Origin of the sequence: Bradyrhizobium sp. HKCCYLS3077, from assembly GCF_051167555.1 — a bacterium.
Taxonomy (GTDB): domain Bacteria; phylum Pseudomonadota; class Alphaproteobacteria; order Rhizobiales; family Xanthobacteraceae; genus Bradyrhizobium.
In genome coordinates this window covers 110,416-134,352 of sequence record NZ_JBNPTH010000005.1, presented here as the reverse complement: position 1 = coordinate 134,352, position 23,937 = coordinate 110,416, and the positions used below count along the sequence as shown (strand labels likewise).

Genomic DNA, 23,937 nt, shown 5'->3' with positions numbered 1-23,937 from the left:
TCCGTGCTCGATCCCATCACCACCGATCTATTGACCGGCAGCACCGCATCATCAAGAGGCCGGGGCATCGGGACGCAACGCGATGGATCGACAAAAGAAAAGAGCGCGATGGGATCATCGCGCTCTTCGAAATCTCTCGACCGGACTGCGGCGCTGCGCGCCTTACATCCCGATATCGATCATCGACGGCAGCTGCGCCAGCGGCAGCACCGAGACGCCGACCAGGGTCGCGACCATCGCGCGCAGCGCGCGATTGCCGTGGTGCTTGCCGCGCATGCGCTTGGCGACCCACTCCAGCGCATCGGTACGAACGCCGCGCGCGTTCATCGGCGCCCAGCTCTCGATCGGCGTCTCCGGCGACAGCGCCACGCTGCGCGGCGGCACCGGCAGGCCGGAGGCGGACGCGGTGTGATGCGCGATCGCCTTGGCCAGCAGATCCTCGAACCGGCCGTCATCCTTGCGCTCGGTCGCGGCGGCGTCGATCTCGAACAGCGCCTCGGCCTCGGCCCGGCTGACCGGCGTGTCATTGATCGCGGTTGCGGTGAGGATGCGCGCGCACCAGGCGGCGTCCTCGGCGTCGAGCATGCGGGAGAAGTGCACGCGTCCTGCGGTGGTCGGACCCTCGCCGGTGATCACGCCGTCGCGCACGATGCCGAGCGCGGAAGCAGCGGTCTCACACGAGGAGGGTTCGAGACCATCGATGGTTTTTGGTGCAGAGCTAGCCATGTTCTCTTCTCAGTTGCTGTGTTGACCCACCTTGTCGGTCCGCGTCTGAACGAGTGGTTAATGGTTCGAAACGGCGCTGTGGGTTTTTGTATCGGTTGCCCTTTTGCCGCAGTGACCTCGATCACGGTTCAAAGCGGCTCAAGCGAGGGGCGGCGTGTTGCGACCGAGACGTGGCGAAATCTGGGCAGGCGGTAGTCTCACGGATGTTTCGCCGCAGGCTGTGAACTCAAAAGAAGTTGTTGCGCGCGCGGGCTGCAGGAGAAGGATGTTCTCTTTTTTCTGGAACGGTTCCCATGGGAGGCGGTATTTCCTATAGTCGAGAGAACGTTTTATCCCGCCCCTTCCAGTCACATGAGGACTCCCATGGCTCTGCAAATCGGCTCCACCGCGCCCGACTTCGAGGCTCAGACCACCGAAGGCAAGATCAAATTCCACGACTGGATCGGCGACAGCTGGGCGCTGCTGTTCTCGCATCCGAAGGATTTCACCCCGGTCTGCACCACCGAGCTCGGCGCGCTCGCCCGGTTGAAGCCGGAGTTCGACAAGCGCGGCGTCAAGCTGATCGGCCTGTCCGTCGACCCCGTAGACAAGCATTCGCAGTGGGCCGAGGACATTCGCGAGACGCAAGGCGCGGCGCCGAACTATCCCCTGATCGGCGACATCGACTACAACGTCTCCAAGCTCTACGACATGCTGCCCGCGGCGGTCTCGGGCGATCCGGCCAAGCGCACCGCCGCCGACAACCTGACCGTCCGTAACGTCTTCATCATCGGCCCGGACAAGAAGATCAAGCTGATCCTGGTCTACCCGATGACCACGGGCCGCAACTTCCAGGAAATTCTCCGCGTCATCGACTCGCTGCAGCTCACCGCCAAGCACCGCGTCGCCACCCCCGCCGACTGGAAGCAGGGCGAGGACGTCATCATCGCGGGCTCCGTGTCCGACGACGAGGCCAAGACGATCTATCCGGACGGCTGGAAGGCGCCGAAGCCGTATCTGCGCGTCGTGCCGCAGCCGAAGTGACGGCGGCGAACCACGTTCGCCTCCGTCATCCCGGGCCGCCTCGCAGAGGCGGACCCGGGATCTCGAGATTCCGGGTTCGCGCTGTGCGCGCCCCGGAATGACTGCCAACTACCCCCGCGGCGTGACCCACTCCGCGATCAGCAGCCCGGCCGTCGCCGACACCGCCGTCACGAACACGCCCCAGCTGATGTCCACCGCGACCACCGTCCAGGTCCACTGCTTGAGCATCGCGAGCGAGGTCAGCTCGAAGGTGGCGTAGCAGAACAGCCCGAACAGCGCGCCGTAGAGCAAGGTCGAGCGCCAGGTGGCGTCGGCCGTGCCGTTCACGAAGATCAGCACGCCGGCGATATAGATCAGATAGAACAGCACGGCCGGCACGGGGCGGACCTCGCCGAGCATCTCGCCGACCTGTGACTGGAAGAAGCCCTTGGCGACGATGGCCAGGAACGGAATGTCGAAGCCGAGCAGCACGGCCAGAGTTGCAAAATACAGGACGGCGTAGCGGCTCAAGGACGGCTCCTCCCTCACGGTTCAGCGGTCGACGCGAGCGCCTCGACCGGCCAGATCAGCCGCGACGCTTGGTCTTCGGCTTCTTGCCACCTGGCGGCTTCGCGCGCGGATGGCTCGAAGGAAACGCCTGACCGCCATGACCGGACTTGTCGCGCGGCTTCTTTTTCTTCGCGAACGCCGGTTCGCGGAACGACTTCGACGGAGCCTCGCGATGCGGCTTGCCGCGCGGCCTCTCCTCCGCGCGTTCGCGCGGCTCGTCACGGTGGAGCGGGTGATAGGCGCCCTCCTCCGCCTTGCGCCGCGGCGGCTTTTGCGGCCGCGCCTTCTCGGCCGCAGGCTGCGCTGCAGGCGCGGTGGCGAGCGGCTCGATGCGGATCGTGTCCTCCTTGTCGGGACGGCGGATGTTGGCAGCGAAGCTGTCGGCGACGCGGGCGGCGATCTCGAATTCGGTGGTCGTGTCGGAAATCTTGATCGCGCCGATGTCCTGCTTGTCGATGCCGCCGCGGCGGCAGATCATCGGCAGCAGCCAGCGCGCCTCGGCGTTCTTGCGGCGCCCGATCGCCGCGCGGAACCAGACGCTCGGCTCGCCCATGCCGTGGCGCGACGGCTTGCCGCCCTTGGTCCGCGGCGCCGGCGCGCGCTCCTCGCCCCGCGACGGCCGCTCGCGCGCCGCACGCTCGGGCCGCGCGCGGCCGCGATCCTCGACGGCATCGAGAATGTCCTCCGGCGACGGCAGCCGGGCGCGATAGAGCCGCGCAAGCGCTGCGGCGATGTCCTCGGCTGGCCGCTGCGTGAGCAGGAGCTGCGCGAGCGCCAGATCATCCGCCGTCGTCTCATCGGTGAAGATCGAATCCTGCAGCATGCGCTGCTGATCGAGCTTGCGGATCTCGTCCGCCTGCGGCGCCGTGCCCCAGACGGCCTCGACGCCCGCGAGGCTCAACAGCATCTCCGCGCGGCGCCGCCGCGCCGGCGGCACCAGGAGCACGCTGACGCCCTTGCGCCCGGCCCGCCCGGTGCGCCCCGAGCGATGCTGCATCACCTCGGGATCGTTCGGCAGCTCGGCATGGATGACGAGATCGAGATTGGCGAGATCGATGCCGCGCGCCGCGACGTCGGTCGCGACGCAGACCCGCGAGCGGCCGTCGCGCAGCGACTGCAGCGCCATGGTCCGCTCGTTCTGGGTCAACTCGCCCGACAGCGCGACCACCGAGAAGCCGCGCTCCAGCAGCGCCGCCTGCAGATGCCGGACGGCCTCGCGGGTGTTGCAGAACACGATCGCACTCGGCGATTCATAGAAGCGCAGCAGATTGACCACCGCGTGCTCGGCATCTCCAGGCGCGATGCGGATGGCGCGATACTCGATGTCGGCGTGGCCGCCCTCGTCGCCCTCGACCTCGATCCGGAACGCGTCGTTCTGATACTCCTTGGCCAGCGCCACGATGCCGCGCGGGAACGTCGCCGAGAACAGCAGCGTCCGACGGGTCTCGGGCGTGGTCTCGAGGATGAATTCCAGGTCCTCGCGAAAGCCGAGGTTGAGCATCTCGTCGGCCTCGTCGAGCACCAGGGCCTTCAATTCCGAAATGTCGAGACGGTTGCGCCGCAGATGATCGCACAGCCGCCCGGGCGTGCCGACGACGATATGCGCCCCCGCCTCCAGTTCGCGCTGCTCGCGGCGCGGATCCATGCCGCCGACACAGGAGATCACCCGCGCGCCGGCATGCTGATACAGCCAGGCCAACTCGCGCTGCACCTGCAGCGCCAATTCACGCGTCGGCGCCACGATCAGCGCCAGCGGCGCCGCGGCCGGGCCGAAGCGCTCGGCCTCGCCCAGCAGGTCGGCCGCCATCGCCAGCCCATAGGCCACGGTCTTGCCCGAGCCGGTCTGCGCCGACACCAGCAAGTCGCGGCCCTCGGCGTCCTCGTCGAGCACGGCGAGCTGAACGGGCGTGGGATTCACGTAATTGCGCTCGGCCAGGGCGCGGGCCAGCGGCGGATTGGTCGCGGGGAATGACAAGGAAAGACCTTTCTTCGATTCCGGCTGCTTTACGCCAAGCCGCGCCGGAACACGAGGCCATAAAACCCCGACTCTGCCCGGCCCAGCGCGCTGGCCCCGGCCGTGCTAGCCTTACCGGAGTCCAAGGGGAGACGAGGCCATGTATGTCGCAGGATTTGTGATCCCGGTGCCCGCCGAGAAACTCGAGGCCTACCGCCGATGGGCGGACCGAGGCGCCCTGCTGTTCAAAGAATATGGCTGCGTTGAAATCGTCGAATCCTGGGAAGACAACGTTCCCGACGGCCAGCTCACGGATTTTCGCCGGGCCGTCGCCGCCAAGCCCGGCGAGAAGATCGTCTTCTCCTGGCAGGTCTGGCCCGACAGGGCGACATGCGATGCGGCCGAGGCGCGGCTGCGCGACGACGACCGCTTCGAAATCCCAGCAGACATCCCTTTCGATCCCAAGCGCCTGATCCTCGGCTGCTTCAACCCGATTGTCGTCATGGGACGGGCAACGGCGAAGGCTCAAGAGACATGACGCGGCGCTTCGCTTGATTTCCAAAAAATCGAATTTTGCTCTTTCGCTTTTACGGAAATCATGTATGATCCGCGTGTCCCGCCCCATGCAGAGGGACGTACGCGTCGTCACGAACGTCGGGGCGGGATGCGGTGCCGCAGGTCATGTCGGACGCGCTTTCAGCGCAGACGACCGTCATGATTGCGGACGTGAAGTCGCAGCGTCCTGATACCCCGATGCTGGTATCCCCTGCGCAATGCGCAAGCATTGTCGCGGCATGGTGGCCAACAAGCCCGGCGCGCCAGGGAGACTGCGTATAAGCGTGAAGACACCGCGCAGGGAATGCCGGATGTTCGGCTGAACCTGTGGTACCTGCCGCCTGCATTTTTTTCGCAGGCGGGCCATGGGTGAGGCCTTCACCCGGCATTCCCTGCGCCCTCTCGTTTGTGTGAGGGTGAACTGACTGCAGAACTCGGGCTGATCATGCCGCGGGAATGCGAATGCGCGTCTGCCAAGCTCGTTCAACACATACGCTGTCATTCCGGGGCGGCGCGAAGCGACGAGCCCGGAATCCATAACCACGATCGGAAGTATGGATTCCGGGCTCGCCCTCCGGGCGCCCCGGAATGACGGTGTGAAAACATCGTACATCTCACATGGCTGGCTTCGCGCAACAGCATGAGGATGGAGCAGGCAACGGCCGTATGTCGATCAGCAAGGTTGAACCCGCACGACATCGCGACCTCAAATCCGCATCGCACAAAACGCAGAGCAGCAACACGCATCTCCGCTGGCGCAATGGCATGGGACTTGCTCAAATCGCACCTCAATTCGTCGCTTGCGGAGATGACCGAATGCTTGAAGGAGCCGAAGTCCGGCTGGCCGTCGATATCGGGGGCACATTCACCGATATCGTTCTCGACATCGGCGATCACCGCCGCACACGCAAGGTGCTGACGACGCCGACGCAGCCAGAGCAGGCCGTGCTGGACGGGACGCGCCTGATTCTCGCCGATGCGAAGGCCCGCATCTCCGACATCGACGTCTTCATCCACGGCACCACGCTCGCGACCAACGCCATCATCGAGCGACGCGGCGCGAAGACGGCGCTGATCGCCACCTCAGGCTTCCGCGATGTTCTGGATATTGGAACTGAGAGCCGCTACGACCAGTACGATCTCTCCATCGACAAGCCGAAGCCGCTGGTGCCGCGCAGCTTGCGCTTCACCGTCCCTGAGCGCGTCGATGCTCATGGCGACGTCAGGCTGCCGCTCGATGAAGCGGCGGTGCGCGCGCTCGTTCCACAATTGCGCGCGCTGGAGGTCAGCAGCATCGCCATCGCCTTCCTGCACGCCTACGCCAATCCCGCGCATGAGCGTCGTGCCGGCGAGATCCTGGCCGAGGAGCTGCCCGGCGTCTCGATCACGCTGTCCTCCGCTGTCTGTCCCGAAATCCGGGAATATGAGCGGACGTCGACGGCCGTCGCCAACGCCTATGTGCAGCCGCTGATGGACTCCTATCTCGCGCGGATGGATCAGGCGCTGCGTATCGAGCAGTTCCGCGGCGCGATCTATCTCGTGACCTCAGGCGGCGGCGTCACCTCGATCGACACGGCGCGGCGTTTCCCGGTGCGCCTCGTCGAATCCGGCCCAGCCGGCGGCGCGATCTTCGCCGGTCAGATCGCCGCACGGCTCGGCGAGCGCAAGGTGCTGTCGTTCGACATGGGCGGCACCACCGCCAAGATCTGTCTCATCGAGGACTTCGAGCCGGAGAGCTCGCGCGTATTCGAGGTCGATCGCGCCGCGCGCTTCCTGAAGGGCTCCGGCCTGCCGGTGCGCATCCCCGTCATCGAGATGGTCGAGATCGGCGCCGGCGGCGGCTCGATCGCGCGCATCGATGCGATGAAGCGCGTCACCGTCGGTCCCGAGAGCGCCTCGTCCGAGCCGGGCCCGGCGTGCTACGGCCGCGGCGGTCAGCGTCCGGCGGTCACCGATTCCGACGTCGCGCTCGGCATGATCGATCCCGACGCCTTTGCGGGCGGCACCATCAAGCTCGATCCGGAATTGTCGAAACAGGCCCTGCTCCGCGACGTCGGCGCGCCGCTCGGCCTGGATGCCGAGACCGCAGCCTATGCGGTGCACGAGGTCGTCTGCGAGAACATGGCGAGCGCCGCGCGCGTTCACGCCGTCGAACGCGGCGCGATCATCGGCCAGCACACGCTGATCGCATTCGGCGGCGCCGCGCCGCTGCACGCCGCCCGCGTCGCCGAGAAGATCGGCGTCGCCAGGGTCATCGTGCCATCGAATGCCGGCGTCGGCTCGGCCGTCGGCTTCCTTGCCGCGCCGATCGCCTATGAGCTGGTACGCAGCCGCCACGCGCGGCTGGATGACTTCGACACCGCGCTCGTCTCCAGCCTGCTGCAGAAGATGGCCGATGAGGCCCGTGCCCTCGTCGAGCCCGGCGCGGCCGGCGCACCGGTCCGCGAGCGCCGTGCGGCGTTCATGCGCTATGTCGGCCAGGGTCACGAGATCAGCGTCGAGCTGCCGAACCGCGCACTGACCGCGGAGGACCTCCCTGCCCTGCGCAAGACCTTCGAGGCCGGCTATGCTGCGTTGTTCGAGCGCGCCATTCCAGGTGCCGCGATCGAGGTGCTGAGCTGGTCGGTGCTGGCCACGACGGACGCCCGCCAGCCGGCCACCGTCGCCGAGATCACGCGCAAGCCCGCCGGCGCGGCTTCGGGCCACCGCAAATTCTTCGACGGCCGCGCCGGCCGCTTCGTCGACATCCCACTGTACCGCCGCGAGCAGATGGCGCCGGGCGCTGTCATCGCAGGTCCCGCCGTGATCGCCGAGGACGAGACCTCGACCTTCATCTCCAACAGTTTCGACGCACATATCGACGGTGCCGGCAGCATCGTCATGGAACGGAAGGCGGCGTGACCATGAGCTCATCGCAAACCAGCCTGATCGACCTGCAGATCATGTGGCACCGGCTGATCGCCGTGGTCGAGGAGCAGGCCCAGGTGCTGCTGCGCACCGCCTTCAGCCCGATCGTGCGCGAATGCGGCGACCTCTCAGCGGGCGTGTTCGATCTGAAGGGTCGCATGCTCGCGCAGGCCGTCACCGGCACGCCAGGCCACGTCAACTCGATGGCGGAGTCGGTGAAGCACTTCATCGCGCATTTTCCGATCGAGACGATGAAGCCCGGTGATGCCTACATCACCAACGATCCCTGGATGGGCACCGGCCATCTCAACGACTTCGTCGTCACCACGCCCTGCTTCAAGGACGGCCAGCCGGTCGCTTTGTTCTCCTGCACCAGCCATCTGATGGACATCGGCGGCATCGGCTTCGGCCCCGACGGCACCGACGTGTTCATGGAGGGACTGTACATCCCGATGCTGAAGCTGATCGACCAGGGCGTCGTCAACGAGACCCTGATGGCGATGATCCGCGCCAACACGCGGCTGCCAGTCGACACCGAGGGCGACACCTACTCGCTCGCCGCCTGTAACGATGTCGGCTGCCAGCGCCTGGTCGAGATGATGCGCGAGTTCGGCATCTCAACGCTCGACGAGCTCGGCAACTACGTCTGCGACCGCTCGCGCGAGGCTGTGCTGGCCGAGATCGCCAAGCTGCCGAAGGGTACCTGGCGCAACGAGATGGTGGTCGACGGCTACGATGCGCCGGTGACGATCAAGGCCGCGCTGAAGATCAGCGATGACGGCATTCACGTCGATTTCGACGGCACGTCGACAGCGTCGAAGTTCGGCATCAACGTGCCGCTGTCCTACACCACCGCCTACACCGTGTTCGGCCTTGGCTGCGTGGTGGCGTCAGCGATCCCCAACAATGCCGGATCGCTGTCGCCGTTGACCGTTTCGGCCCCCTCGGGCGCGATCCTCAACGCGCCAAAGCCCGCGCCGGTCGCCTCGCGCCACGTCATCGGCCAGATGCTGCCCGACGTCGTGTTCGGCTGCTTGCGCCAGATCATTCCGGAACGGGTGCCCGCCGAAGGCACCTCCTGCCTGTGGAATCTCAACGTGCGCGGCCAGACCCGCTCAGGCGCCGGCGGCAATTACGGATTCTCGATGGCCGTGACGTCGAACGGCGGCACCGGCGCGCGCTTCGACAAGGACGGGCTGTCGGCGACGGCCTATCCGAGCGGCGTGCGCGGCACCCCGGTCGAGATCGCTGAGACGCAGACGCCGCTGATCTTCTGGCGCAAGGAGCTGCGGCCGGATTCCGGCGGCGCCGGCCGCACTCGCGGCGGCCTTGGCCAGATCATCGAGGTCGGCAGCGGCGTCGATGCGCCGTTCGACATCCTCGCCGCCTTCGACCGCATCGACCACCCGCCCCGCGGCCGCGACGGCGGCCACAATGGCGAAGCCGGCTATGTCGGGCTCGCGTCGGGCAAGAAGCTGCGCGGCAAGGGCTTCCAGACCGTGCCGCCGGACGACCGGCTGGTGGTGCTGACACCGGGTGGGGCGGGCATCGGCGATCCCCACGAGCGCGCGGCGTCGCTGGTGCAGAGCGATGTCGAGAGCGGGCTGGTGTCGAGGGACAATGCGGCGAAGGTCTATGGGCAGGTGGGGTGAGATGGGCATCCCGTCCTCTACCCCCGCAGCCGAATTGACCCGAGAGCGCGCGGCGATCTCCACCTCTCCCCGCGTGCGGGGAGAGGTCGGATTGCATCGTCGATGCAATCCGGGTGAGGGGGACTCTCCACGCACCGCGCTCGTGGAAAGAGCCCCTCACCCCACCCCTCTCCCCGTAAGAACGGGGAGAGGGAGCACAGCGTGCTCGCGGTACTAGCTCGAATTCAACTAACAACAAGATCTAACTGACAACAAAGCAACACATCGACATCTCCATCCTTGCATCACATTTAACCGGAGACACCCATGATCACGCGACGGACGTTCACGGCAGGCGCAGCCACCCTGCTCGCCGGCACCCAACTATCGACGCGCGCCCGCGCGGCCACGACCAACTGGGACATGTCGACGGTCTGGCCCGACGGCAATTTCCACACCCAGAACGCGATGGCCTTCGCCGAGGAGGTGAAGAAGCAGACCAATGGCGCTGTCAACATCACGGTGAAGGCCGGCGGTCAGCTCGGCTTCAAGGGCCCCGAGCATCTGCGCGCGGTGCGCGACGGCCTCGTGCCGCTCGCGGACGTGCTCAATATCCAGCAGGTCGGCGACGAGCCGTTCATGGGCGTCGAGAGCATCCCGTTCCTGGCCGGCTCGATGGACGAGCTCAAGGTCCTGCACAAATACGTCCGGCCGGAATACGAGAAGATCGCCGCGCGCAACAACCAGAAGATCCTCTATATCGTGCCGTGGCCGACGCAGTATTTGCACCTGAAGGTCAAGTCCGCCGACGTCGCCGGCTTGAAGAACATCAAGATCCGCGTGCCTGACAAGAACGCGGTCGACATGCTCAATGCCATCGGCATGGCCGCGGTGATGATCCCCTGGGGCGAGACCATTCCGGCATTGGCCTCTGGCGCCGTCGCCGGCGTCTCGACCTCGTCGGTGTCGGGCGTCGACGGCAAGTTCTGGGAGTTCCTCAAATACGTCTACCCGACCAACCATGTGTGGTCGTCGCAGATGCTCAATGTGAACCTGGACTCCTGGAAGGCGCTGACGCCTGAACAGCAGAAGATCGTCGCTGACGTCGCCGCGAAGATGGAGCCGGCCTTCTGGGCCAACTCGCTCAAGGCCGACGTCGACAGCCTCAACCGCCTGAAGGAAGGCGGCATGGAGGTGGTGCCGGTCTCGGACGCGATGATGACGGAGATCCGGGCCAAGACCGCGCCGCAGATGGAAGCCTTCCTGAAGCGCGTGCCGGCCGCGGAAGCCCCGGTGAAGTCCTATCTCGCCGAGATGAAGCGTGGCTGAGGTCGCGCAAGCCACCTCGCCGGCCGATCGGGCGAGCCTCAATGCAGCGGCGCCCGCGCCGCTGCGCATCCTGCTCGATGTCATCGACCGGCTCGGCCGGCTCGACGGCTGGATCGGCGGCGGCTGTCTCTTGACCTTGACGGCGCTGATGCTGGCGGAGGTCACGACGCGGGCGCTGTCGAACGTGCTGCCGTTCTTCCCGCCGACGATCTCGATCGCGTGGGAATACTCGTCCTACCTGATGGCGGCCTCCTTCACCTTCGGCGCCGCGATGACGTTGCGGACCGGTGGCCACATCCGCGTGGTGCTGCTCTTGAAGAACGTGCCGGCACCGCTGCAACGCGCGCTGGAAGTGCTGGCCGCCGCCGCCGGCTTCGCCTTCATGGCTTACCTGACCTCGGCCATGACGAAGTTCGCCTACGGCTCCTTCATCCGCGGCCAAGTCTCGACCTCCAGCGACACCCCGCTGTGGTTTCCGCAAGCCGTCGTCACCTTCGGCATGCTGCTGCTCACCCTGCAATTCCTCGCCCGCGCCATCCAGGCCGCGCTGGGACTGCCGCTTGAAGACCACCGCATGAAGGCCTCGCCGGTCGAATGAGGGGACGTAGACGACTCGAGACGCGCATGTGCCTGCTTCGGGCAGCAGCCAGCAACGATAGCGGCCATAGGCGCGCCGAAAGGCGAGCCTGCGGACGTGATGCTCATCGGGACGACTGCTCTCCCCCCGCGTCGTTCCGGGGCGCGCGGAGCTTGAGGCCGACGAATGTCGGCCTCAAGTCGGAGCGCGAGCCCGGAACCCATAGCCACAGGATGCCTTGTGGGGCACGCGTGTGGTTGGCATTTCGCTCCACCACATTGGCCTGTGAGTATGGATTCCGGGCTCATTCGCGCTGCTTCAAAATGGCTTCGCCATTTTGCGCGCGAATGCCCCGGAATGACCGAGCAGGCGGAAGCAGACTCCCGAGCATCGGCTACGCACTCCGCGTATCGCGAAGACGCTTTGCAACGGCAAACGACATATCCAGCGCATCATTCCGCCTCCCTCTCCCGCCCGCTCTCCTCACCGCGGACTCCCCCTCCCCATGACCATCGAAGTCATCGCCCTCTTCGCCATCCTGTTCGCGCTGCTGGCCGGCGGCCTGTGGATCGGGCTCACGCTCGCCTTCACCGCGACCCTGCTGCTGGCGATGTTCCGCTCGATCCCGCTGGACAAGCTGCTGCCGCAATATGCCTGGAACATCCTGACCACCCAGGAACTGCTGGCGCTGCCGCTGTTCATCCTGATGGGCGAGCTGCTGTTCCGCACCCGCCTGTCGCGCTCGCTGTTCCAGGGCCTCGCGCCCTGGGCCGGCCTGCTGCCGGGCCGCCTGCTGCACGTCAACGTCATCGGCTGCACCATCTTCGCCGCGATCTCCGGCTCGTCGGCCGCGACCACGCAGGTCATCGGCCGGATGTCGCTCAACGAGCTCTTGCGCCGCGGCTATTCGCGCGACATCGCGATCGGCTCACTCGCCGGCGCCGGCACGCTCGGCTTCCTGATCCCGCCGTCGAACATCATGATCATCTACGGCGTGCTCGGCGACGTTTCTATTCTGAAGCTCTTTACGGCCGGCGTGCTGCCGGGCCTGCTGCTCGCCGGCACCTTCATGGGCTGGGTGATGCTGCACACCACGCTGAAGCCCGCGATGGTGCCGAAGGCCGAGGCACAGCTGTCGCAGGTGCCGTGGGCGGAGCGCTTCGCCGCGCTCAAGGACCTCGCCCCCGCCCTGTTCCTGATCGCCTGCGTGCTCGGCTCGATGTATGGCGGCCTTGCGACGCCGTCGGAGGCCGCCGCGGTCGGCGTGCTCGGCGCGGCGCTGGTGGCATACTTCCAGGGCGCGATGTCGCAACAGGTCGTGCGTGACGTCATGATCGGCTCGGTCATCACCTGCTCGATGATCGCGCTGATCGTGCTCGGCGCCTCGATCCTCGGCAATGCCGCGGCCTTCCTCGGCATCCCCCAGGCGGTGGCCGCCTTCGTCAAGGGCCTCGGCCTGTCGCCGTTCATGCTCATCGTCGTGCTGATCGTGTTCTACCTGATCCTGGGCTGCTTCCTCGACGGCTTCTCGATGATCGTGATGACCCTGCCGATCGTGCTGCCGATCGTGAAGGGCGCCGGCTTCGACGAGGTGTGGTTCGGGATCTTCCTGGTGCTCGCGGTCGAGATGGCGCAGATCACGCCGCCGGTCGGCTTCAACCTGTTCGTGATCCAGGGCCTGACGGAGGACGGTCTCGGCTATATCGCCCGCGTGACCGCCCCCTATCTCATCATCATGGTCGCCTTCGTGCTGCTGCTCACGCTGTTCCCGGGCATCGTAACGATCCTGCCAAAGCTGCTCTACGGGTGATCCATGTGACTTCGACGAGATCTTTCCAAGCCGTCATTCCGGGGCATTCGCGCGCAAAATGGCGAAGCCATTTTGAAGCCGCGCGAATGAGCCCGGAATCCATAGCCACGAAAGGTCATGGCGGAGCGAGATTCCCGTGGCGTCGTTCTTCGGCGCGATTGCCAGTCGTGTCTATGGATTCCGGGCTCGCGCGTCGCGCGCCCCGGAATGACGACAGAGCTGGCGTCGGCGCGAGGCGAGCCGCGATGTCACGCCGCGCGCATCCCGTCGAGGAACTTCTGCACCTCGGCCTTCAGCCGCAGGCTTTCGCCGGACAGCGCCTGGGCGGAGGCGAACATCCGGTTGGAGCTTTCGCCGGTCTCGCCGGCCCCGCGCGCCGCGCTGCGGATGTTGCTGACGACCTCGGCGGTGCCGCTCGCCGCGGAGCGGACGCTCTGGGTGATGTTCTGGGTGGCGGCGCGCTGCTGCTCGACAGCGGCCGAGATCGATGCCGCGATCTCGTTGATGCGCTCGATGGTCGAACTGATCGCCTTGATGGCGTCGACCGATTCCTGCGTCACGGTCTGCATATTGGCGATCTGGCTGGAGATCTCCTCGGTCGCCTTGGCGGTCTGGCCGGCGAGCGTCTTGACCTCCTGGGCCACGACCGCGAAGCCGCGACCGGCATCGCCGGCGCGGGCGGCCTCGATGGTGGCGTTCAGCGCCAGCAGATTGGTCTGCTCGGCGATCGAGGTGATCAGCTTGACGACGTCGCCGATGCGGTTGCCGGCGTCGGACAGCTCCTTGATGCGCTGGTCGGTCGCGGTCGCCTGGTTGACCGCCTCGGCGGCGATGGCGTTGGATTCCTGGACGCGGCGGATGATCTCGGCGATCGAGCCGGACAGCTCGTCGGACGCGGCCGCAGCGGTGCGGACATGCTCCGAGGCGTTTTCGGAGGCGCCGGCCGACTGCCCCGACAGGTCTGCGGTGGTGCGCGCCGTCTGGGTGAGCTGGCGAGCCTCGCGCTCGAACTCGCTCGACGAGGTCAGCACGTTCTCGATGATGCCGCCGATGCTGGCCTGGAAGGAGTCGACGAAGCGCTGCAATTCGGCCTTGCGCTGCTCGACCGCGGCCGTCGCGGCCGCCACCTGCTCCTCGCGCATGCGGCGGCGCTCGCTGGCCGCACTGCGGAACACGACGAGGCTGCGGGCAATCTCGCCGATTTCGTCGCCGCGCTCGTCGGAGTTGATCTCGACAGTCTCGCGTCCCTCGGCGATCGCCGTCAGCGCCTCGGTGACGGCGCTCAACGGCTTGGTGATGCGGCTCACGGCCAGCATCGTCAGTCCGAGCACCAGCAGCGCCGCGACCGCGGCCGCTACGATCATGGTCTGCATCGCCTGCGACAGCATCGCGTCGAGCTCGGCCATGGGCACGCCGACATAGAGGATGCCGATCACCTTGCCGGCCGGGCTGGTCACCGGGAAATAGGCGGTCATGAACGGCTTGCCGAACAGCGTGGCCGGCCCCTTATAAGCCTCGCCCCTGCGCAGCAGCGCCTGCGCCGGATGGTCGGCCGCGAGCTGCGTGCCAACCGCGCGGTCGCCGTTCTCCTTCTTCACATTGGTCGAGCGGCGCACGAACTGGCCGCCGTCATCGACAACAAACAAGGTGGCGCTGCCGCCGACATAGGAGACGGCGCGGTCGACGATGGCGTGATCCTTGATCTCCGGAATGGCCGGGATCTCGATGCGCGAAACGACGCCGTTCTGCACGTTGACTTTGGCGTCCTTGAAGGTCTCGCCGAACGCCAGCGCAAACGTCCGCAGATTACCTTCGATGTCGCGCTTGGCGCGATCGGCGAATTCGTTCGTGAGCGACCAGTAGGCGGCGCCGACCACGAGGGCCGTGTTCAACGCGATGACGACAACGGCGCCAATCAGCGCCTTGGTGCCGAGCTTCAATTTGACGGGCACGTCAGAAACCTTCCCAGGGAACTGCAACTGAATCTCAAACTGCCCGTACTTCGTTTCCAACCCATTATTTTCCGGCAGGAAGAATACGGACTGTCCTGCACAAAGCGGCAAAAAGATACCTGAGAATGAGTTCCAGCCCTATCATCGTATGGTTTCGCGAGAGCCTGCGGCTATCTGACCACCCCGCGTTGTATACCGCAGCCCAGGCCGGCGGCCCGGTTGTTTGTAGTTACATCTACGATCAGGAGAGTCCCGAGCTCCGTCCTCTCGGAGGAGCGACGCGATGGTGGCTGGCGCAATCGCTGCGTGCACTCCGCGCGGAGTTGCAGTCGCTCGGCAGCGACCTGGTGATTCGCCGGGGGCCGGCGGCAAAGGTGCTCGGCGACCTCGCGGCGGAGACCAAGGCCGCCGCGGTGTACTGGAACGACGTCGCGCAGAGCGGTCACCGCGCCGTCGCCGACGGTGTCGAGGCGGCGCTTGGCAGGATCGATGTGAAGACCCGCGTCTTCGCGGATGACCTGCTGGTCGACCCGGCCGAGATGCGCGGCAAGGACGGACGCGGGCCGCGCGTGTTCACCCCGTTCTGGAAGCGCGTGCTGGCGCTGGGCGCACCGCCGAAGCCGCTGCCGACGCCGGTCCGGCTGACGCCGCTGGCCGGCCTTGCGAGCCTCGCCGTCGACGAATTGGGATTGGAGCCGACGAAGCCGGACTGGGCCGGCGGACTGCGCGACGCCTGGCGGCCGGGTGCGCGCGCGGCGCAGCAGCGCCTCACTCAGTTTCTCGAAACGGCGGTCGGCAGCTATGCCGCCGACCGCGACCGCCCCGACATCGAAGCCACCTCGCGGCTGTCACCGCATTTACGTTTCGGCGAAATCAGCCCGCGCCAGGTCTTTCACGCCGCGCGCTTCGCCGCCGAGGAGCGTCCCGCATTGGCGAAGGGGATCGACAAGTTCCTGAGCGAGGTCGGCTGGCGCGAGTTCAGCCGGCATTTGCTGTTCAACAATCCCGACCTCGCCACCCGCAACCTGCAACCGTCGTTCGACGCCTTTCCGTGGATTCAGAATGACGCCGCGCTTGCGGCATGGCAGCGCGGCCAGACCGGCTATCCGATCGTCGACGCCGGCCTGCGCGAGCTGTGGCACACCGGCAGCATGCACAACCGCGTCCGCATGGTGGTGGCCTCGCTGCTGGTGAAGCACCTGCTGATCGATTGGCGGCTGGGCGAACAGTGGTTCTGGGATACGCTGGTTGATGCCGACCCGGGCAGCAACCCGGCGAGCTGGCAATGGGTCGCGGGCTCCGGCGCGGATGCGGCCCCCTATTTCCGGGTCTTCAATCCCGTGCTGCAGGGCGAGAAGTTCGATCCGCAAGGCGCCTATGTGAAGCGCTGGGTTCCCGAACTGGCGCGCCTGCCGGCCCCTTTGGTCCATCAACCTTGGGCAGCAAAGCCGCTCGAGCTCGCCGAGGCGAGCGTGGCACTCGGACGCTCCTACCCGGCGCCGGCCGTCGACCACAAGCTGGGGCGCGAGCGCGCGCTGGCGGCCTACGCGCGCTTGCGCACAAGTGATTAGTTGCGCTCGCTTTGACAGCACGGAGAATCCAGCTATCGTCCTCGGGTTTCCAACAAATCGGGGGACCGATATGGACGACACCACACTCACCGACCCGACCGTCGCCGCGCCGGGCACGCCGCCCGAGGCTGCGACGGATCCTGTGACCGCCGCGGCTCCCAAGGCCAAGCGGGCCGCAAAGAAGAAGACCCCCGCCAAGAAGGCCGCCCCCAAGCGGGCCGCCGCCAAGGCCAAGAAGGTCGCCACCAAGAAGTCGGCCAAGAAGACCGTGAAGAAAGCCGCCAAGAAGGCTGCGAAGAAGACGGCGAAGAAGGCCACCAAGAAAGCGGCCAAGAAGACGAAGAAGGCCAAGCGCTGATCGGCTTGGTTGGGGACTGAAGCGGGTAACGCCCGGTGCTGACAGTCCAGGCGAAACAATCCAGTGCCCGGTAGTGGGGACGATCTGGCGCTGGATTGTTTCGTTCGTGTCGACGGCGTCGCTGTTTGCCCGGGTTCCGCTCACCAGGCGTCCGGGCATGGATCGACGATCTTCCAGAGCTCGATGCCGTTCTTGATCCGCTTCATCTCGGTGGTCAGCCCACCATTGCGGCGGATCCAGTCCTTCACGGAATCCGGATAATAGGACATCAGCTCGGATGTCCCCTCCACGCTGGTGACCTTGATGCCGAACGTGAAGGCCTTGTCGTAGTAGGCCTGGTGAAAACCGAGGCTCGCTTTCGGCGTGACGCAGATCTTGTTCATCGGCACGATGCCGAACACCAGCGTGCAGGCGGAATTGCAGATGCCGTCGATGATGACACGCTGGCGGGTGTCGCGGATGTGCTTATACTTCGCCTTGTATTCCTCGATGTAGCCGCCATGATCGCGCGTGATATGCAGATCCGCGCGCGCCGGAGCGGCGGCGACCAGCGAAAGCACCACGCATGGAATCAGGCGGTTCATTAAGCGGACGAAAAACCTGGTCGTATCTCGGCAAGGTCGCGACAAGGCCGGCCGCCACTGCACGACGATTTTGCCGGACTTTGTCACGGATTCGTTAAGCATGCGGAAAAGGCCAAAATTTTGACCGATATCCGCCTTTGCGGCACCCTTTCCGCCCGTTCGGGGTTAGATTGTCGGTCAGTTGGCTGGCCTTAGCGCTGTTTCCGGAGAAAAGACATGAGCAAGCTCGCTTTCCTCGCCGCCGCCCTGGTCACGGCCGGGGTGGCCCTATGTCCCGCGCCCTCGGAGGCGCGCCACCACCATAGGCACCATCGCCACCACCATGGCCTGCCTTACGCGATCAGCTTCCTCCATAACTACGGTCCCGGCGCCCTACCAGGCACCTTCGCGTTCTATGATGGCCCGTCGACCAACCATTGCTACCAGAGTTCGGCGGCCTATATCGGCCAGGACCGACGCCGGCATCCCTGCTTCTAATCTTTCGCCGCGGGATGTCGCACCTCTGCGACCGCCCACCTCATGCGTGACGGAGGCTGGCCTTGCCCAGCCAAGTCTGGTATCCGGTTCACGTGGGGTTTGATCCGCACTGCGCGCTCGTAGCTCAGCTGGATAGAGCATCGGATTTCGATTCCGAGGGTCGGGAGTTCGAATCTCTCCGAGCGCGCCAGTATGCTCTCCGTCCAGAGTTGGAAAAACGTTCGTCAGCACTTTATCATGCCGCTACGGGGAGCTGGGGTCACATCGCCGGATTTGACCTCTTGCCTAACACACCCTCAGGAGATCCGGTTGCCTGCGCGGGCTGCTGTTTCTAAAACGCCCGCGTGACCCAGCCCTCAGGACAATCTCCGACCGTGAATGACCAACGCTTCATCGGTTCGCTGACCGGCCTGCGCTTCGTCGCGGCCGCGACGGTGGCCGTCGGACATGGCGCCCCCTCGTTGGCGTCAGGCCCGCTGCCGGACCTGATCGCCCAGGTCAGCAGCATCGGCATGACAATGTTCTTCGTGCTCAGCGGATTCGTGCTGTGGCTGAACTATGCCGAACGCCTGCGGTCGCAACCGCTTGGCCCCGCCCTGCGCGAATTCGCGATCGCACGATTTGCGCGTCTCTATCCCATGTACGCGGCGGTGGTGCTTGTGATCATCACGTATCTGATGATTGCCCGAGGTCTGTCGGCTCCTTCGCTGGGGTTCATTCTGACGATGACCCAGGCCTGGTTTCCGGTTCAGAACGGCACGATGCTGGTTGCGGTTGTTCCGTCATTGCAGCACCTCTGGTCGATCAGCGTCGAACTGTTCTTCTACCTGCTGTTTCCGTTCGTCTGTCTGCTGCTCGGGAGCGTCGTCAGATTGTCGACCATGATCGGGCTCGCGCTCGTGAACGTCGCTCTGTTTGCATTGACGATCGTTGCCTTCTTCAGCGTTGGCGATGCCGCATTGAAGGCCATTGCGCCGAGTCTCACGCAGCACGGGATGCAGTGGCTCACCTATTACTCGCCCTACCTCCATATCGCCCAGTTCATCGCCGGCTGCTTTGCCGCGATGATCTATCAGAACCGCGCCAATACGAGTGTGATCGATGGAGAACGGCGCGGCGTCGGCATCCTTTTCTGGATTTCACTGGTCAGCCTCGTCTGCGCACCGGTACTGCTGTTCCTGCAACCGCGGCTGCCGGGCTTGTCGTTCTCCATCGAACTCGCCGTCCGATTGATCGAGATCATCGGCTTCACGATCGTGTTCATTGCGGCTAGCCGCTACGGCTATGCGCGTTGGCTGTCGTCACGACCGATGATCGTCGGCGGCGAATGCAGCTATTCGATCTATCTGCTGCACCCTTTCCTCATTCGGCTCGCGATGATCGGCAAGTCCGACGCGCCTCGAGCCGTCGAGCTTGTGCTTCGGTTGGGCCTGTTCGTCATGATCGCGACGGCAATTGCCTGGATTGCCTACATGCTGATCGAGGCTCCCGCACGGACATGGTTAAGGAAGTCTTTCGGCACCAGCGCCCCGCGGGACGTGATCCGCGCAAAGCCGGTCTGAACGAAGTCGACTTCAGCCGGTTCAAGCCCACCGGTCATTTTCTACCGCGGGTTTACTCGGATCATTTGGTGCGAATTTAAGATGATTGCAGCCAGTCTGTCGCGCATCGAATACGGCAAGGATGCAACGATGATTATCCAGATCAAGGCGAAGTGCGAAACCAACGGCTCGGTGCTGGCGGCTGCGAGCTATGACGACGCAGATCAGCAGGACCGGGCGACTGCAATCATCACGCTGCTGCAGCAGGTGTTGGCTCATTCGGACGTTTCGGACGAAGAGCGACTGTTCACGCTAGACATCGAGTCCGTGCCCGCGCCAACTGTCCCCTCCTCACAGTCCTGAACTCGACGCCGCACGCGTCGGCGGTTCACTTCATCAAGCAGGCCCTGGCTTGCCTGCTCCATCGAAATCCCGCGCCGCACGGCGGTCGCGGACGGGCGCCCGCGGGACACTCGTTCCACACCGGTGCGCCGACTTCCCAGCCGTTGACCACGCAACCGCCGTTAGGCGCAACGTAACATCCTGGACCGCACGTCTCGTTGGCGGCCGAGATCCCGGTGCCAACCGCAAGCGCGCCAAGCAGTGTAACCCAAAACAACAGCCGCATCGGCCCGATCCCCTTCACTCCGTATCCCGCCAACGTTCCGCAAGCTCCAACCGGGAACGACTTCTCCGGTTCCAGGGCGGCGTCAGTACGACCATGTTTGGACGGATTTTGGCCAACAGCCTCGAGAAGGCGTTGCAGGAGAGCGCCATAAAAAGATCCCGTCGCTGCCACACGACAGCGACGGGATCCAGATGCCGAGTGTGTCGGCGGCGTCGGTTCGAAGGCCGGCTCCTCGGCTCAAGCCAGCAGTTGTTTTTCGATCTCGTAGACCGGCAGCTTGACCAGGTCCTTGTGGACCTCGCCGTGCAGGACCTTGCGGACAGCGTCCGAATAGTCGGCGCGGATCATGCCGAGCGCACGGGGCGAGGCCACCATGGTCACAGCCTTGGTTTCGCCCGCCAGAACGGCATGATGCAAGCGGTCGGCCAGTTGCTTCAGGAACGCGCGCTCAGCCTGGTCATGCCAGTCGGTCTGTTCAACCGAACTGCGGGCGTGGCCGAACGACTGCTGCACCGAGCCGGGCGCATCCGTACCCTGAGCGCCGGTCCGCTCGTTCTCGTGCTCGCGGACCTCTTTGGTATGCAGATTCGGAAACATGCTGTCGCCGATGTTCTCGAGGATCAGCGCCTTGCGGCCGTCGCACACGACGACCCAATCACCCGTTCCGACCTTCATCTTGTCCATGAGCTTACTCCATCCTCGCAATATCAACGAAGAACCAAGCGGCTGGCTGGGAGACTGACGTCGTCCAGCTAGATGCCTTCTTCGAAGTCTTCCAGGGAGAGGCCGAACTCCGAGAGCGCCTCTTCCAGATAGTCGCCAAGCATCGGCGTTTCGATCAGATAGTTTGCCGTGCGATTGTTGTGAGCCTGAGCCGCCTGAGCGCGGAGCTCATCCCAATTCTCCAGCGAGCCGTCGCCCCGGCCCAGCCAGGTCAGCGCCACGAGATCGATCTGTTCGTCGACGTTGAGCCCACGAATGAAGCTGACCAGCTCGGAGCGATCGGTGCTCGTCCCCCGTCCGCCCGTGCCGGTGGACGAATCATCATCAGTCAGACCGGCCAGCAGTTCGGGCTCCGACGCTTCCATTTCGTACTGATGCGTCTTGGTGACGACAAAGGCGACCTTTTCCGGCGAGATCGACAACGTGGGCGTGGTAGTCATACAGCGTCTCCGTGGGTCCCCGGGCAACGCTCCCTGGTCCCATCCAAGTGACGCTAGGCGCTCCGGGCAGAGCGCACTTTGCGCAAGATCAAGGCAGTCTGGCGGCGTGGTACGCGGCTTGCCGCCGTCGGCTGATCGGAAGCGCAGAGTTACCAGGTCGAGTCGAACAGGCCGGAGTGCGGCTGCTGCGCCACGAGGATCATCGGTCGGCCCGGCGCCTTCGCGACCTTGCGCTTCTTCGAGTCCGTCGTCTTGACCGCCTCGGAGAGCTTCGCGGCGTGGAGCTTTTCGGCCGACTTGGGCGCGACCGCCTGTGGGCGCACCTCGGCAGGTGTCATCTGGGCATAGGCGTCCCGTGCACTGCTCTTGGCCGGCTCTACAGCAGCCGCCGGCTGCGCGTGCTGCTCCACCTTGGCCAGTTTCTCGGAAGCGCTTGCGGGAACCACGGCCGCCGTATCCATCACGATCCGCTCCGGCCACTTGCGCGTGGACTGGATGCGGACAGGGGGAAGTTCCGACGCAGATGTTAACGTGGTCGGCAGCGGCACGCTCGGCAATACCGAATCGGCGAGGACCAACAACGCGAGCAAAGCTCCGCCGACAAAAAGGAAGTAACGCAGAATGGGCATAAGTTTACCGCTCCGTCGGCACCTGCGCCGACATCCACCTAACGGAGGATCATGACAGTATGTTCCCGCGCCGAACGCTCAGGTTCAAAGGTCACGGAGAACTAGCGCGACATAATTAGATTTTCGTCGCTGCAACCAGCGCGCATTTGGCCGTACTGACATTAACGTTGACAAATCCGACAGGGACGGCGGCAAAGGTCTTGCGGCTTCTGGAGCCGACTTCGCCCGGGACCACTCGGCGGCGCTCGGTCACATGGCTGCCGTCACGGCGGCTGAAGGCGCAGTTGATCTCGACGTCCCGCACGGCGAAGCCGTTGCTGTTTCGGAGCGTGAACGTCACCAGCGCCTTCGATCCCATACCGCCGCGCTGCCAGGACTGGGAACTGATCCGCAGGCCGGACAAAATTGCCGGGTCACCAGCAGCCGGTACCGACCGCTGCGGCGGAAGACTCGCATTGGCATTCATGAAACTGGAGGCCGGGCTGGCCACCGCACCGACGGTCGCTTGGGCGCCGTATGCCGCTGCTCCTGGCGCCACCGACACGAAGCCCCGCGACGGCTCCGTTCGATCCTCTTCTCCCGCGGATGGCTCGGCCGACGCATCAGACGTCAACGGCATCAGGCTGGCGTCGGCCTCGGCCAGTTCGCCCTCGTCGACGGACAGAACCACCCAGCCGACCATCCCGAACGTCAATGCCGCGAGCGTCGCCAATCCGAACAGCGCGGCACCGAGAGGCAGATAAGCCGATCCGCGCCGCTTCGCGGCTGGCGAAGCTGCAGGACCAAGCTTGCGCTCCTGCGAATGAAAGAGACCCGCGCTCATGTCTGCACCATCGGCTGCCCGGCCGGGCGTCTGGAGGCTTCGATCGGCAAGCGGGGGAAACGTAGCGTGCAAAGCCGACAATAGGAGGGCAGGCCCGGATACCGCTTCATGTGCTGGACTGGCGCCCCCGACGGCGAGCCGGTAGAAGTCCGCGTATTGCCGCCACATGCCCAACGCCGCTGCCGCGGCCGCGGTTCACTCACTCGAAAGACATCGACGATGCTGCAAGTCACCTGGGACCACATCCATCTGCGCAGTCCGGACCCCGAAGCGACCGCCAATTGGCTCCGCGAGATCCTCGGCGGCGAGATCGTGCGCAATCCCGGCCGCATCGACGTGAAGCTCGGCGGCGCCAACATCTTCATCGCCAAGGTCGAGCCCGGCGACGGCGTCAACGAGCCGCCCGTGACGCCACACCAGGGCCTCGACCATTTCGGCCTGACCGTGAAGGACATCGACGCCGCGGCCGCCGCACTCAAGGCCAAAGGCGTCGCTTTCACGACCGAGCCGACGACGATCCGCCCCGGTGTTCGCATCTGCTTCATTCGCGGGCCGCAAGGCATCTCGATCGAGCTCCTGGAGCGCGACAAGAAATACGTCTGAGCGGCCGGGTGTCCGCTATGTCATGCTGCCCGGCATGAAGCAGCGGATCGAGAGCCCCTGATAACCGCGCATCGGCCACACCATGGTGCGTCCGACGCGGTTCGGTTCGGTGATGACGGCCTCATCGGGGACATCGAGCCACTCTCCTTCGATGCGGACCCTGTAGTGGCCGCCCTTGCTCTCCCAATCGACATCGCTGACGGCGCTGCCGTCGGCATCGGAGCAGCATGGGCCCTTGCCGCTGCGCAGGCCGTCGAACCAGGCCTTCATCTCCGGCGATGAGTTCGCGTACTGGCCGCGGTCGCGCGCCTGCGCCGGCGGTGCGGCGAGCGCGATCAGTAGCGCCGCGCCGGTCATCTGGATGGGCGGCTTCCAACGTCCGGCGTGATGCCGCCTTGAACCGCCAATGCTGGTGACGGCGCGATCAGAACGATGCGGCGCATGGCCGCGGGGCACGATCCATTTGCTCATTTCCATCTGGTCCATCTGGCTCCTGCACCACCTCAGGGTGCATCAGGACAGATGCATCGACCGGGCCAGATTTTGA

Annotated in this window: 23 protein-coding genes and 1 tRNA gene; 14 read left to right on the top strand and 10 right to left on the bottom strand. The window is 65.3% G+C overall.

Annotation, left to right across the window (positions count from 1 at the left end):
- Positions 1-162: 162 nt before the first annotated feature.
- Positions 163-726, bottom strand: coding sequence for a hypothetical protein (locus tag ACQR0Z_RS21070; RefSeq protein ID WP_434862262.1), 564 nt, complete (start codon positions 724-726; stop codon positions 163-165).
- Between the two features lie 363 nt (positions 727-1,089).
- On the opposite strand from ACQR0Z_RS21070, the gene ACQR0Z_RS21065 reads away from it, so the two are divergent.
- Positions 1,090-1,749 carry a peroxiredoxin gene (locus ACQR0Z_RS21065; protein WP_434862263.1) on the top strand — a complete coding sequence of 220 codons (660 nt, stop codon included), beginning with the start codon at positions 1,090-1,092 and terminating at the stop codon, positions 1,747-1,749.
- Between the two features lie 108 nt (positions 1,750-1,857).
- Here ACQR0Z_RS21065 and ACQR0Z_RS21060 read toward each other — a convergent pair whose 3' ends face one another.
- Entirely contained in the window at positions 1,858-2,259 is a 402-nt protein-coding gene (locus ACQR0Z_RS21060) for a DUF2177 family protein (RefSeq protein ID WP_434919869.1), read from the bottom strand.
- Positions 2,260-2,314: 55 nt separating this feature from the next.
- The gene (locus ACQR0Z_RS21055; protein WP_434919868.1) at positions 2,315-4,273 is read right to left on the bottom strand and encodes a DEAD/DEAH box helicase; all 1,959 of its coding nucleotides are present in this window, start codon (positions 4,271-4,273) and stop codon (positions 2,315-2,317) included.
- A 139-nt stretch (positions 4,274-4,412) separates the two neighbouring features.
- Here ACQR0Z_RS21055 and ACQR0Z_RS21050 point away from each other — a divergent pair, with 139 nt between their 5' ends.
- From ACQR0Z_RS21050 to ACQR0Z_RS21025, 6 genes are all read left to right on the top strand, one after another.
- A complete protein-coding gene (locus tag ACQR0Z_RS21050) occupies positions 4,413-4,790 on the top strand; it encodes a DUF1428 domain-containing protein (RefSeq protein WP_434862265.1) in 378 nt (125 codons plus the stop codon).
- A gap of 833 nt (positions 4,791-5,623) precedes the next feature.
- Positions 5,624-7,708, top strand: coding sequence for a hydantoinase/oxoprolinase family protein (locus ACQR0Z_RS21045; RefSeq protein ID WP_434919867.1), 2,085 nt, complete (start codon positions 5,624-5,626; stop codon positions 7,706-7,708).
- 2 nt (positions 7,709-7,710) lie between these two features.
- Positions 7,711-9,366 (top strand): hydantoinase B/oxoprolinase family protein, encoded by a 1,656-nt coding sequence (locus ACQR0Z_RS21040; RefSeq protein ID WP_434919866.1) that lies wholly within the window; start codon positions 7,711-7,713, stop codon positions 9,364-9,366.
- 306 nt (positions 9,367-9,672) lie between these two features.
- The gene (locus ACQR0Z_RS21035) at positions 9,673-10,674 is read left to right on the top strand and encodes a TRAP transporter substrate-binding protein (protein WP_434919865.1); all 1,002 of its coding nucleotides are present in this window, start codon (positions 9,673-9,675) and stop codon (positions 10,672-10,674) included.
- Entirely contained in the window at positions 10,667-11,272 is a 606-nt protein-coding gene (locus ACQR0Z_RS21030; protein WP_434919864.1) for a TRAP transporter small permease subunit, read from the top strand. The genes ACQR0Z_RS21035 and ACQR0Z_RS21030 overlap by 8 nt, the downstream gene beginning before the upstream one ends.
- 484 nt (positions 11,273-11,756) lie before the next feature.
- Positions 11,757-13,061: a TRAP transporter large permease gene (locus ACQR0Z_RS21025; protein WP_434919863.1), complete on the top strand. Its 1,305-nt coding sequence runs from the start codon at positions 11,757-11,759 to the stop codon at positions 13,059-13,061.
- 248 nt (positions 13,062-13,309) lie between these two features.
- Here ACQR0Z_RS21025 and ACQR0Z_RS21020 read toward each other — a convergent pair whose 3' ends face one another.
- Entirely contained in the window at positions 13,310-15,013 is a 1,704-nt protein-coding gene (locus ACQR0Z_RS21020; RefSeq protein ID WP_434858764.1) for a Cache 3/Cache 2 fusion domain-containing protein, read from the bottom strand.
- Positions 15,014-15,138: 125 nt separating this feature from the next.
- Between ACQR0Z_RS21020 and ACQR0Z_RS21015 the strand changes: the two genes are divergently transcribed.
- Together ACQR0Z_RS21015 and ACQR0Z_RS21010 are read left to right on the top strand one after the other, a co-directional pair.
- A complete protein-coding gene (locus tag ACQR0Z_RS21015; RefSeq protein ID WP_434919862.1) occupies positions 15,139-16,584 on the top strand; it encodes a cryptochrome/photolyase family protein in 1,446 nt (481 codons plus the stop codon).
- Between the two features lie 70 nt (positions 16,585-16,654).
- The gene (locus tag ACQR0Z_RS21010) at positions 16,655-16,942 is read left to right on the top strand and encodes a histone (protein ID WP_434858762.1); all 288 of its coding nucleotides are present in this window, start codon (positions 16,655-16,657) and stop codon (positions 16,940-16,942) included.
- Positions 16,943-17,082: 140 nt separating this feature from the next.
- Here the strand turns inward: ACQR0Z_RS21010 and ACQR0Z_RS21005 are convergent, their stop codons facing one another.
- Positions 17,083-17,526 (bottom strand): hypothetical protein, encoded by a 444-nt coding sequence (locus tag ACQR0Z_RS21005; RefSeq protein WP_434919861.1) that lies wholly within the window; start codon positions 17,524-17,526, stop codon positions 17,083-17,085.
- Between the two features lie 216 nt (positions 17,527-17,742).
- On the opposite strand from ACQR0Z_RS21005, the gene ACQR0Z_RS21000 reads away from it, so the two are divergent.
- From ACQR0Z_RS21000 to ACQR0Z_RS20985, 4 genes are all read left to right on the top strand, one after another.
- Entirely contained in the window at positions 17,743-18,003 is a 261-nt protein-coding gene (locus tag ACQR0Z_RS21000) for a hypothetical protein (RefSeq protein WP_434919860.1), read from the top strand.
- Positions 18,004-18,116: 113 nt separating this feature from the next.
- Positions 18,117-18,193, top strand: a tRNA-Arg gene (locus ACQR0Z_RS20995).
- Between the two features lie 154 nt (positions 18,194-18,347).
- On the top strand, positions 18,348-19,565 hold the full coding sequence (locus ACQR0Z_RS20990; RefSeq protein WP_434919859.1) for an acyltransferase family protein: 1,218 nt from the start codon (positions 18,348-18,350) through the stop codon (positions 19,563-19,565).
- Between the two features lie 81 nt (positions 19,566-19,646).
- Positions 19,647-19,907, top strand: a complete 261-nt coding sequence (locus ACQR0Z_RS20985; RefSeq protein ID WP_434858758.1) for a hypothetical protein — start codon at positions 19,647-19,649, stop codon at positions 19,905-19,907.
- A 502-nt stretch (positions 19,908-20,409) separates the two neighbouring features.
- On the opposite strand, the gene ACQR0Z_RS20980 is transcribed toward ACQR0Z_RS20985, so the two are convergent.
- The 4 genes from ACQR0Z_RS20980 to ACQR0Z_RS20965 form a co-directional block, all read right to left on the bottom strand.
- Complete coding sequence (locus ACQR0Z_RS20980) at positions 20,410-20,856, bottom strand: host attachment protein (protein ID WP_434858756.1); 447 nt, start codon at positions 20,854-20,856, stop codon at positions 20,410-20,412.
- A 68-nt stretch (positions 20,857-20,924) separates the two neighbouring features.
- Positions 20,925-21,335, bottom strand: coding sequence for a DUF3775 domain-containing protein (locus tag ACQR0Z_RS20975; protein ID WP_434858755.1), 411 nt, complete (start codon positions 21,333-21,335; stop codon positions 20,925-20,927).
- A gap of 149 nt (positions 21,336-21,484) precedes the next feature.
- The gene (locus tag ACQR0Z_RS20970; RefSeq protein ID WP_434919858.1) at positions 21,485-21,964 is read right to left on the bottom strand and encodes a hypothetical protein; all 480 of its coding nucleotides are present in this window, start codon (positions 21,962-21,964) and stop codon (positions 21,485-21,487) included.
- Between the two features lie 115 nt (positions 21,965-22,079).
- Positions 22,080-22,787, bottom strand: coding sequence for a hypothetical protein (locus ACQR0Z_RS20965; RefSeq protein ID WP_434919857.1), 708 nt, complete (start codon positions 22,785-22,787; stop codon positions 22,080-22,082).
- A 219-nt stretch (positions 22,788-23,006) separates the two neighbouring features.
- Here ACQR0Z_RS20965 and ACQR0Z_RS20960 point away from each other — a divergent pair, with 219 nt between their 5' ends.
- Positions 23,007-23,390, top strand: a complete 384-nt coding sequence (locus ACQR0Z_RS20960; protein ID WP_434878147.1) for a VOC family protein — start codon at positions 23,007-23,009, stop codon at positions 23,388-23,390.
- 15 nt (positions 23,391-23,405) lie between these two features.
- On the opposite strand, the gene ACQR0Z_RS20955 is transcribed toward ACQR0Z_RS20960, so the two are convergent.
- Complete coding sequence (locus tag ACQR0Z_RS20955) at positions 23,406-23,867, bottom strand: hypothetical protein (RefSeq protein WP_434878241.1); 462 nt, start codon at positions 23,865-23,867, stop codon at positions 23,406-23,408.
- Positions 23,868-23,937: the final 70 nt, after the last annotated feature.

Excerpts from the sequence above, each read along its gene's own strand:
- ACQR0Z_RS20975 (WP_434858755.1), bottom strand. The coding sequence starts at position 21,335 with ATGACTACCACGCCCACGTTGTCGATCTCGCCGGAAAAGGTCGCCTTT.
- ACQR0Z_RS20965 (WP_434919857.1), bottom strand. The coding sequence starts at position 22,787 with ATGAGCGCGGGTCTCTTTCATTCGCAGGAGCGCAAGCTTGGTCCTGCA.
- ACQR0Z_RS21065 (WP_434862263.1), top strand. The coding sequence starts at position 1,090 with ATGGCTCTGCAAATCGGCTCCACCGCGCCCGACTTCGAGGCTCAGACC.
- ACQR0Z_RS20980 (WP_434858756.1), bottom strand. The coding sequence starts at position 20,856 with ATGGACAAGATGAAGGTCGGAACGGGTGATTGGGTCGTCGTGTGCGAC.
- ACQR0Z_RS21015 (WP_434919862.1), top strand. The coding sequence starts at position 15,139 with ATGAGTTCCAGCCCTATCATCGTATGGTTTCGCGAGAGCCTGCGGCTA.
- ACQR0Z_RS21010 (WP_434858762.1), top strand. The coding sequence starts at position 16,655 with ATGGACGACACCACACTCACCGACCCGACCGTCGCCGCGCCGGGCACG.
- ACQR0Z_RS20970 (WP_434919858.1), bottom strand. The coding sequence starts at position 21,964 with ATGCCCATTCTGCGTTACTTCCTTTTTGTCGGCGGAGCTTTGCTCGCG.
- ACQR0Z_RS21050 (WP_434862265.1), top strand. The coding sequence starts at position 4,413 with ATGTATGTCGCAGGATTTGTGATCCCGGTGCCCGCCGAGAAACTCGAG.
- ACQR0Z_RS21025 (WP_434919863.1), top strand. The coding sequence starts at position 11,757 with ATGACCATCGAAGTCATCGCCCTCTTCGCCATCCTGTTCGCGCTGCTG.
- ACQR0Z_RS21045 (WP_434919867.1), top strand. The coding sequence starts at position 5,624 with ATGCTTGAAGGAGCCGAAGTCCGGCTGGCCGTCGATATCGGGGGCACA.
- ACQR0Z_RS20955 (WP_434878241.1), bottom strand. The coding sequence starts at position 23,867 with ATGGAAATGAGCAAATGGATCGTGCCCCGCGGCCATGCGCCGCATCGT.
- ACQR0Z_RS21005 (WP_434919861.1), bottom strand. The coding sequence starts at position 17,526 with ATGAACCGCCTGATTCCATGCGTGGTGCTTTCGCTGGTCGCCGCCGCT.
- ACQR0Z_RS20960 (WP_434878147.1), top strand. The coding sequence starts at position 23,007 with ATGCTGCAAGTCACCTGGGACCACATCCATCTGCGCAGTCCGGACCCC.
- ACQR0Z_RS21035 (WP_434919865.1), top strand. The coding sequence starts at position 9,673 with ATGATCACGCGACGGACGTTCACGGCAGGCGCAGCCACCCTGCTCGCC.
- ACQR0Z_RS21000 (WP_434919860.1), top strand. The coding sequence starts at position 17,743 with ATGAGCAAGCTCGCTTTCCTCGCCGCCGCCCTGGTCACGGCCGGGGTG.
- ACQR0Z_RS21040 (WP_434919866.1), top strand. The coding sequence starts at position 7,711 with ATGAGCTCATCGCAAACCAGCCTGATCGACCTGCAGATCATGTGGCAC.
- ACQR0Z_RS21070 (WP_434862262.1), bottom strand. The coding sequence starts at position 726 with ATGGCTAGCTCTGCACCAAAAACCATCGATGGTCTCGAACCCTCCTCG.
- ACQR0Z_RS20985 (WP_434858758.1), top strand. The coding sequence starts at position 19,647 with ATGATTGCAGCCAGTCTGTCGCGCATCGAATACGGCAAGGATGCAACG.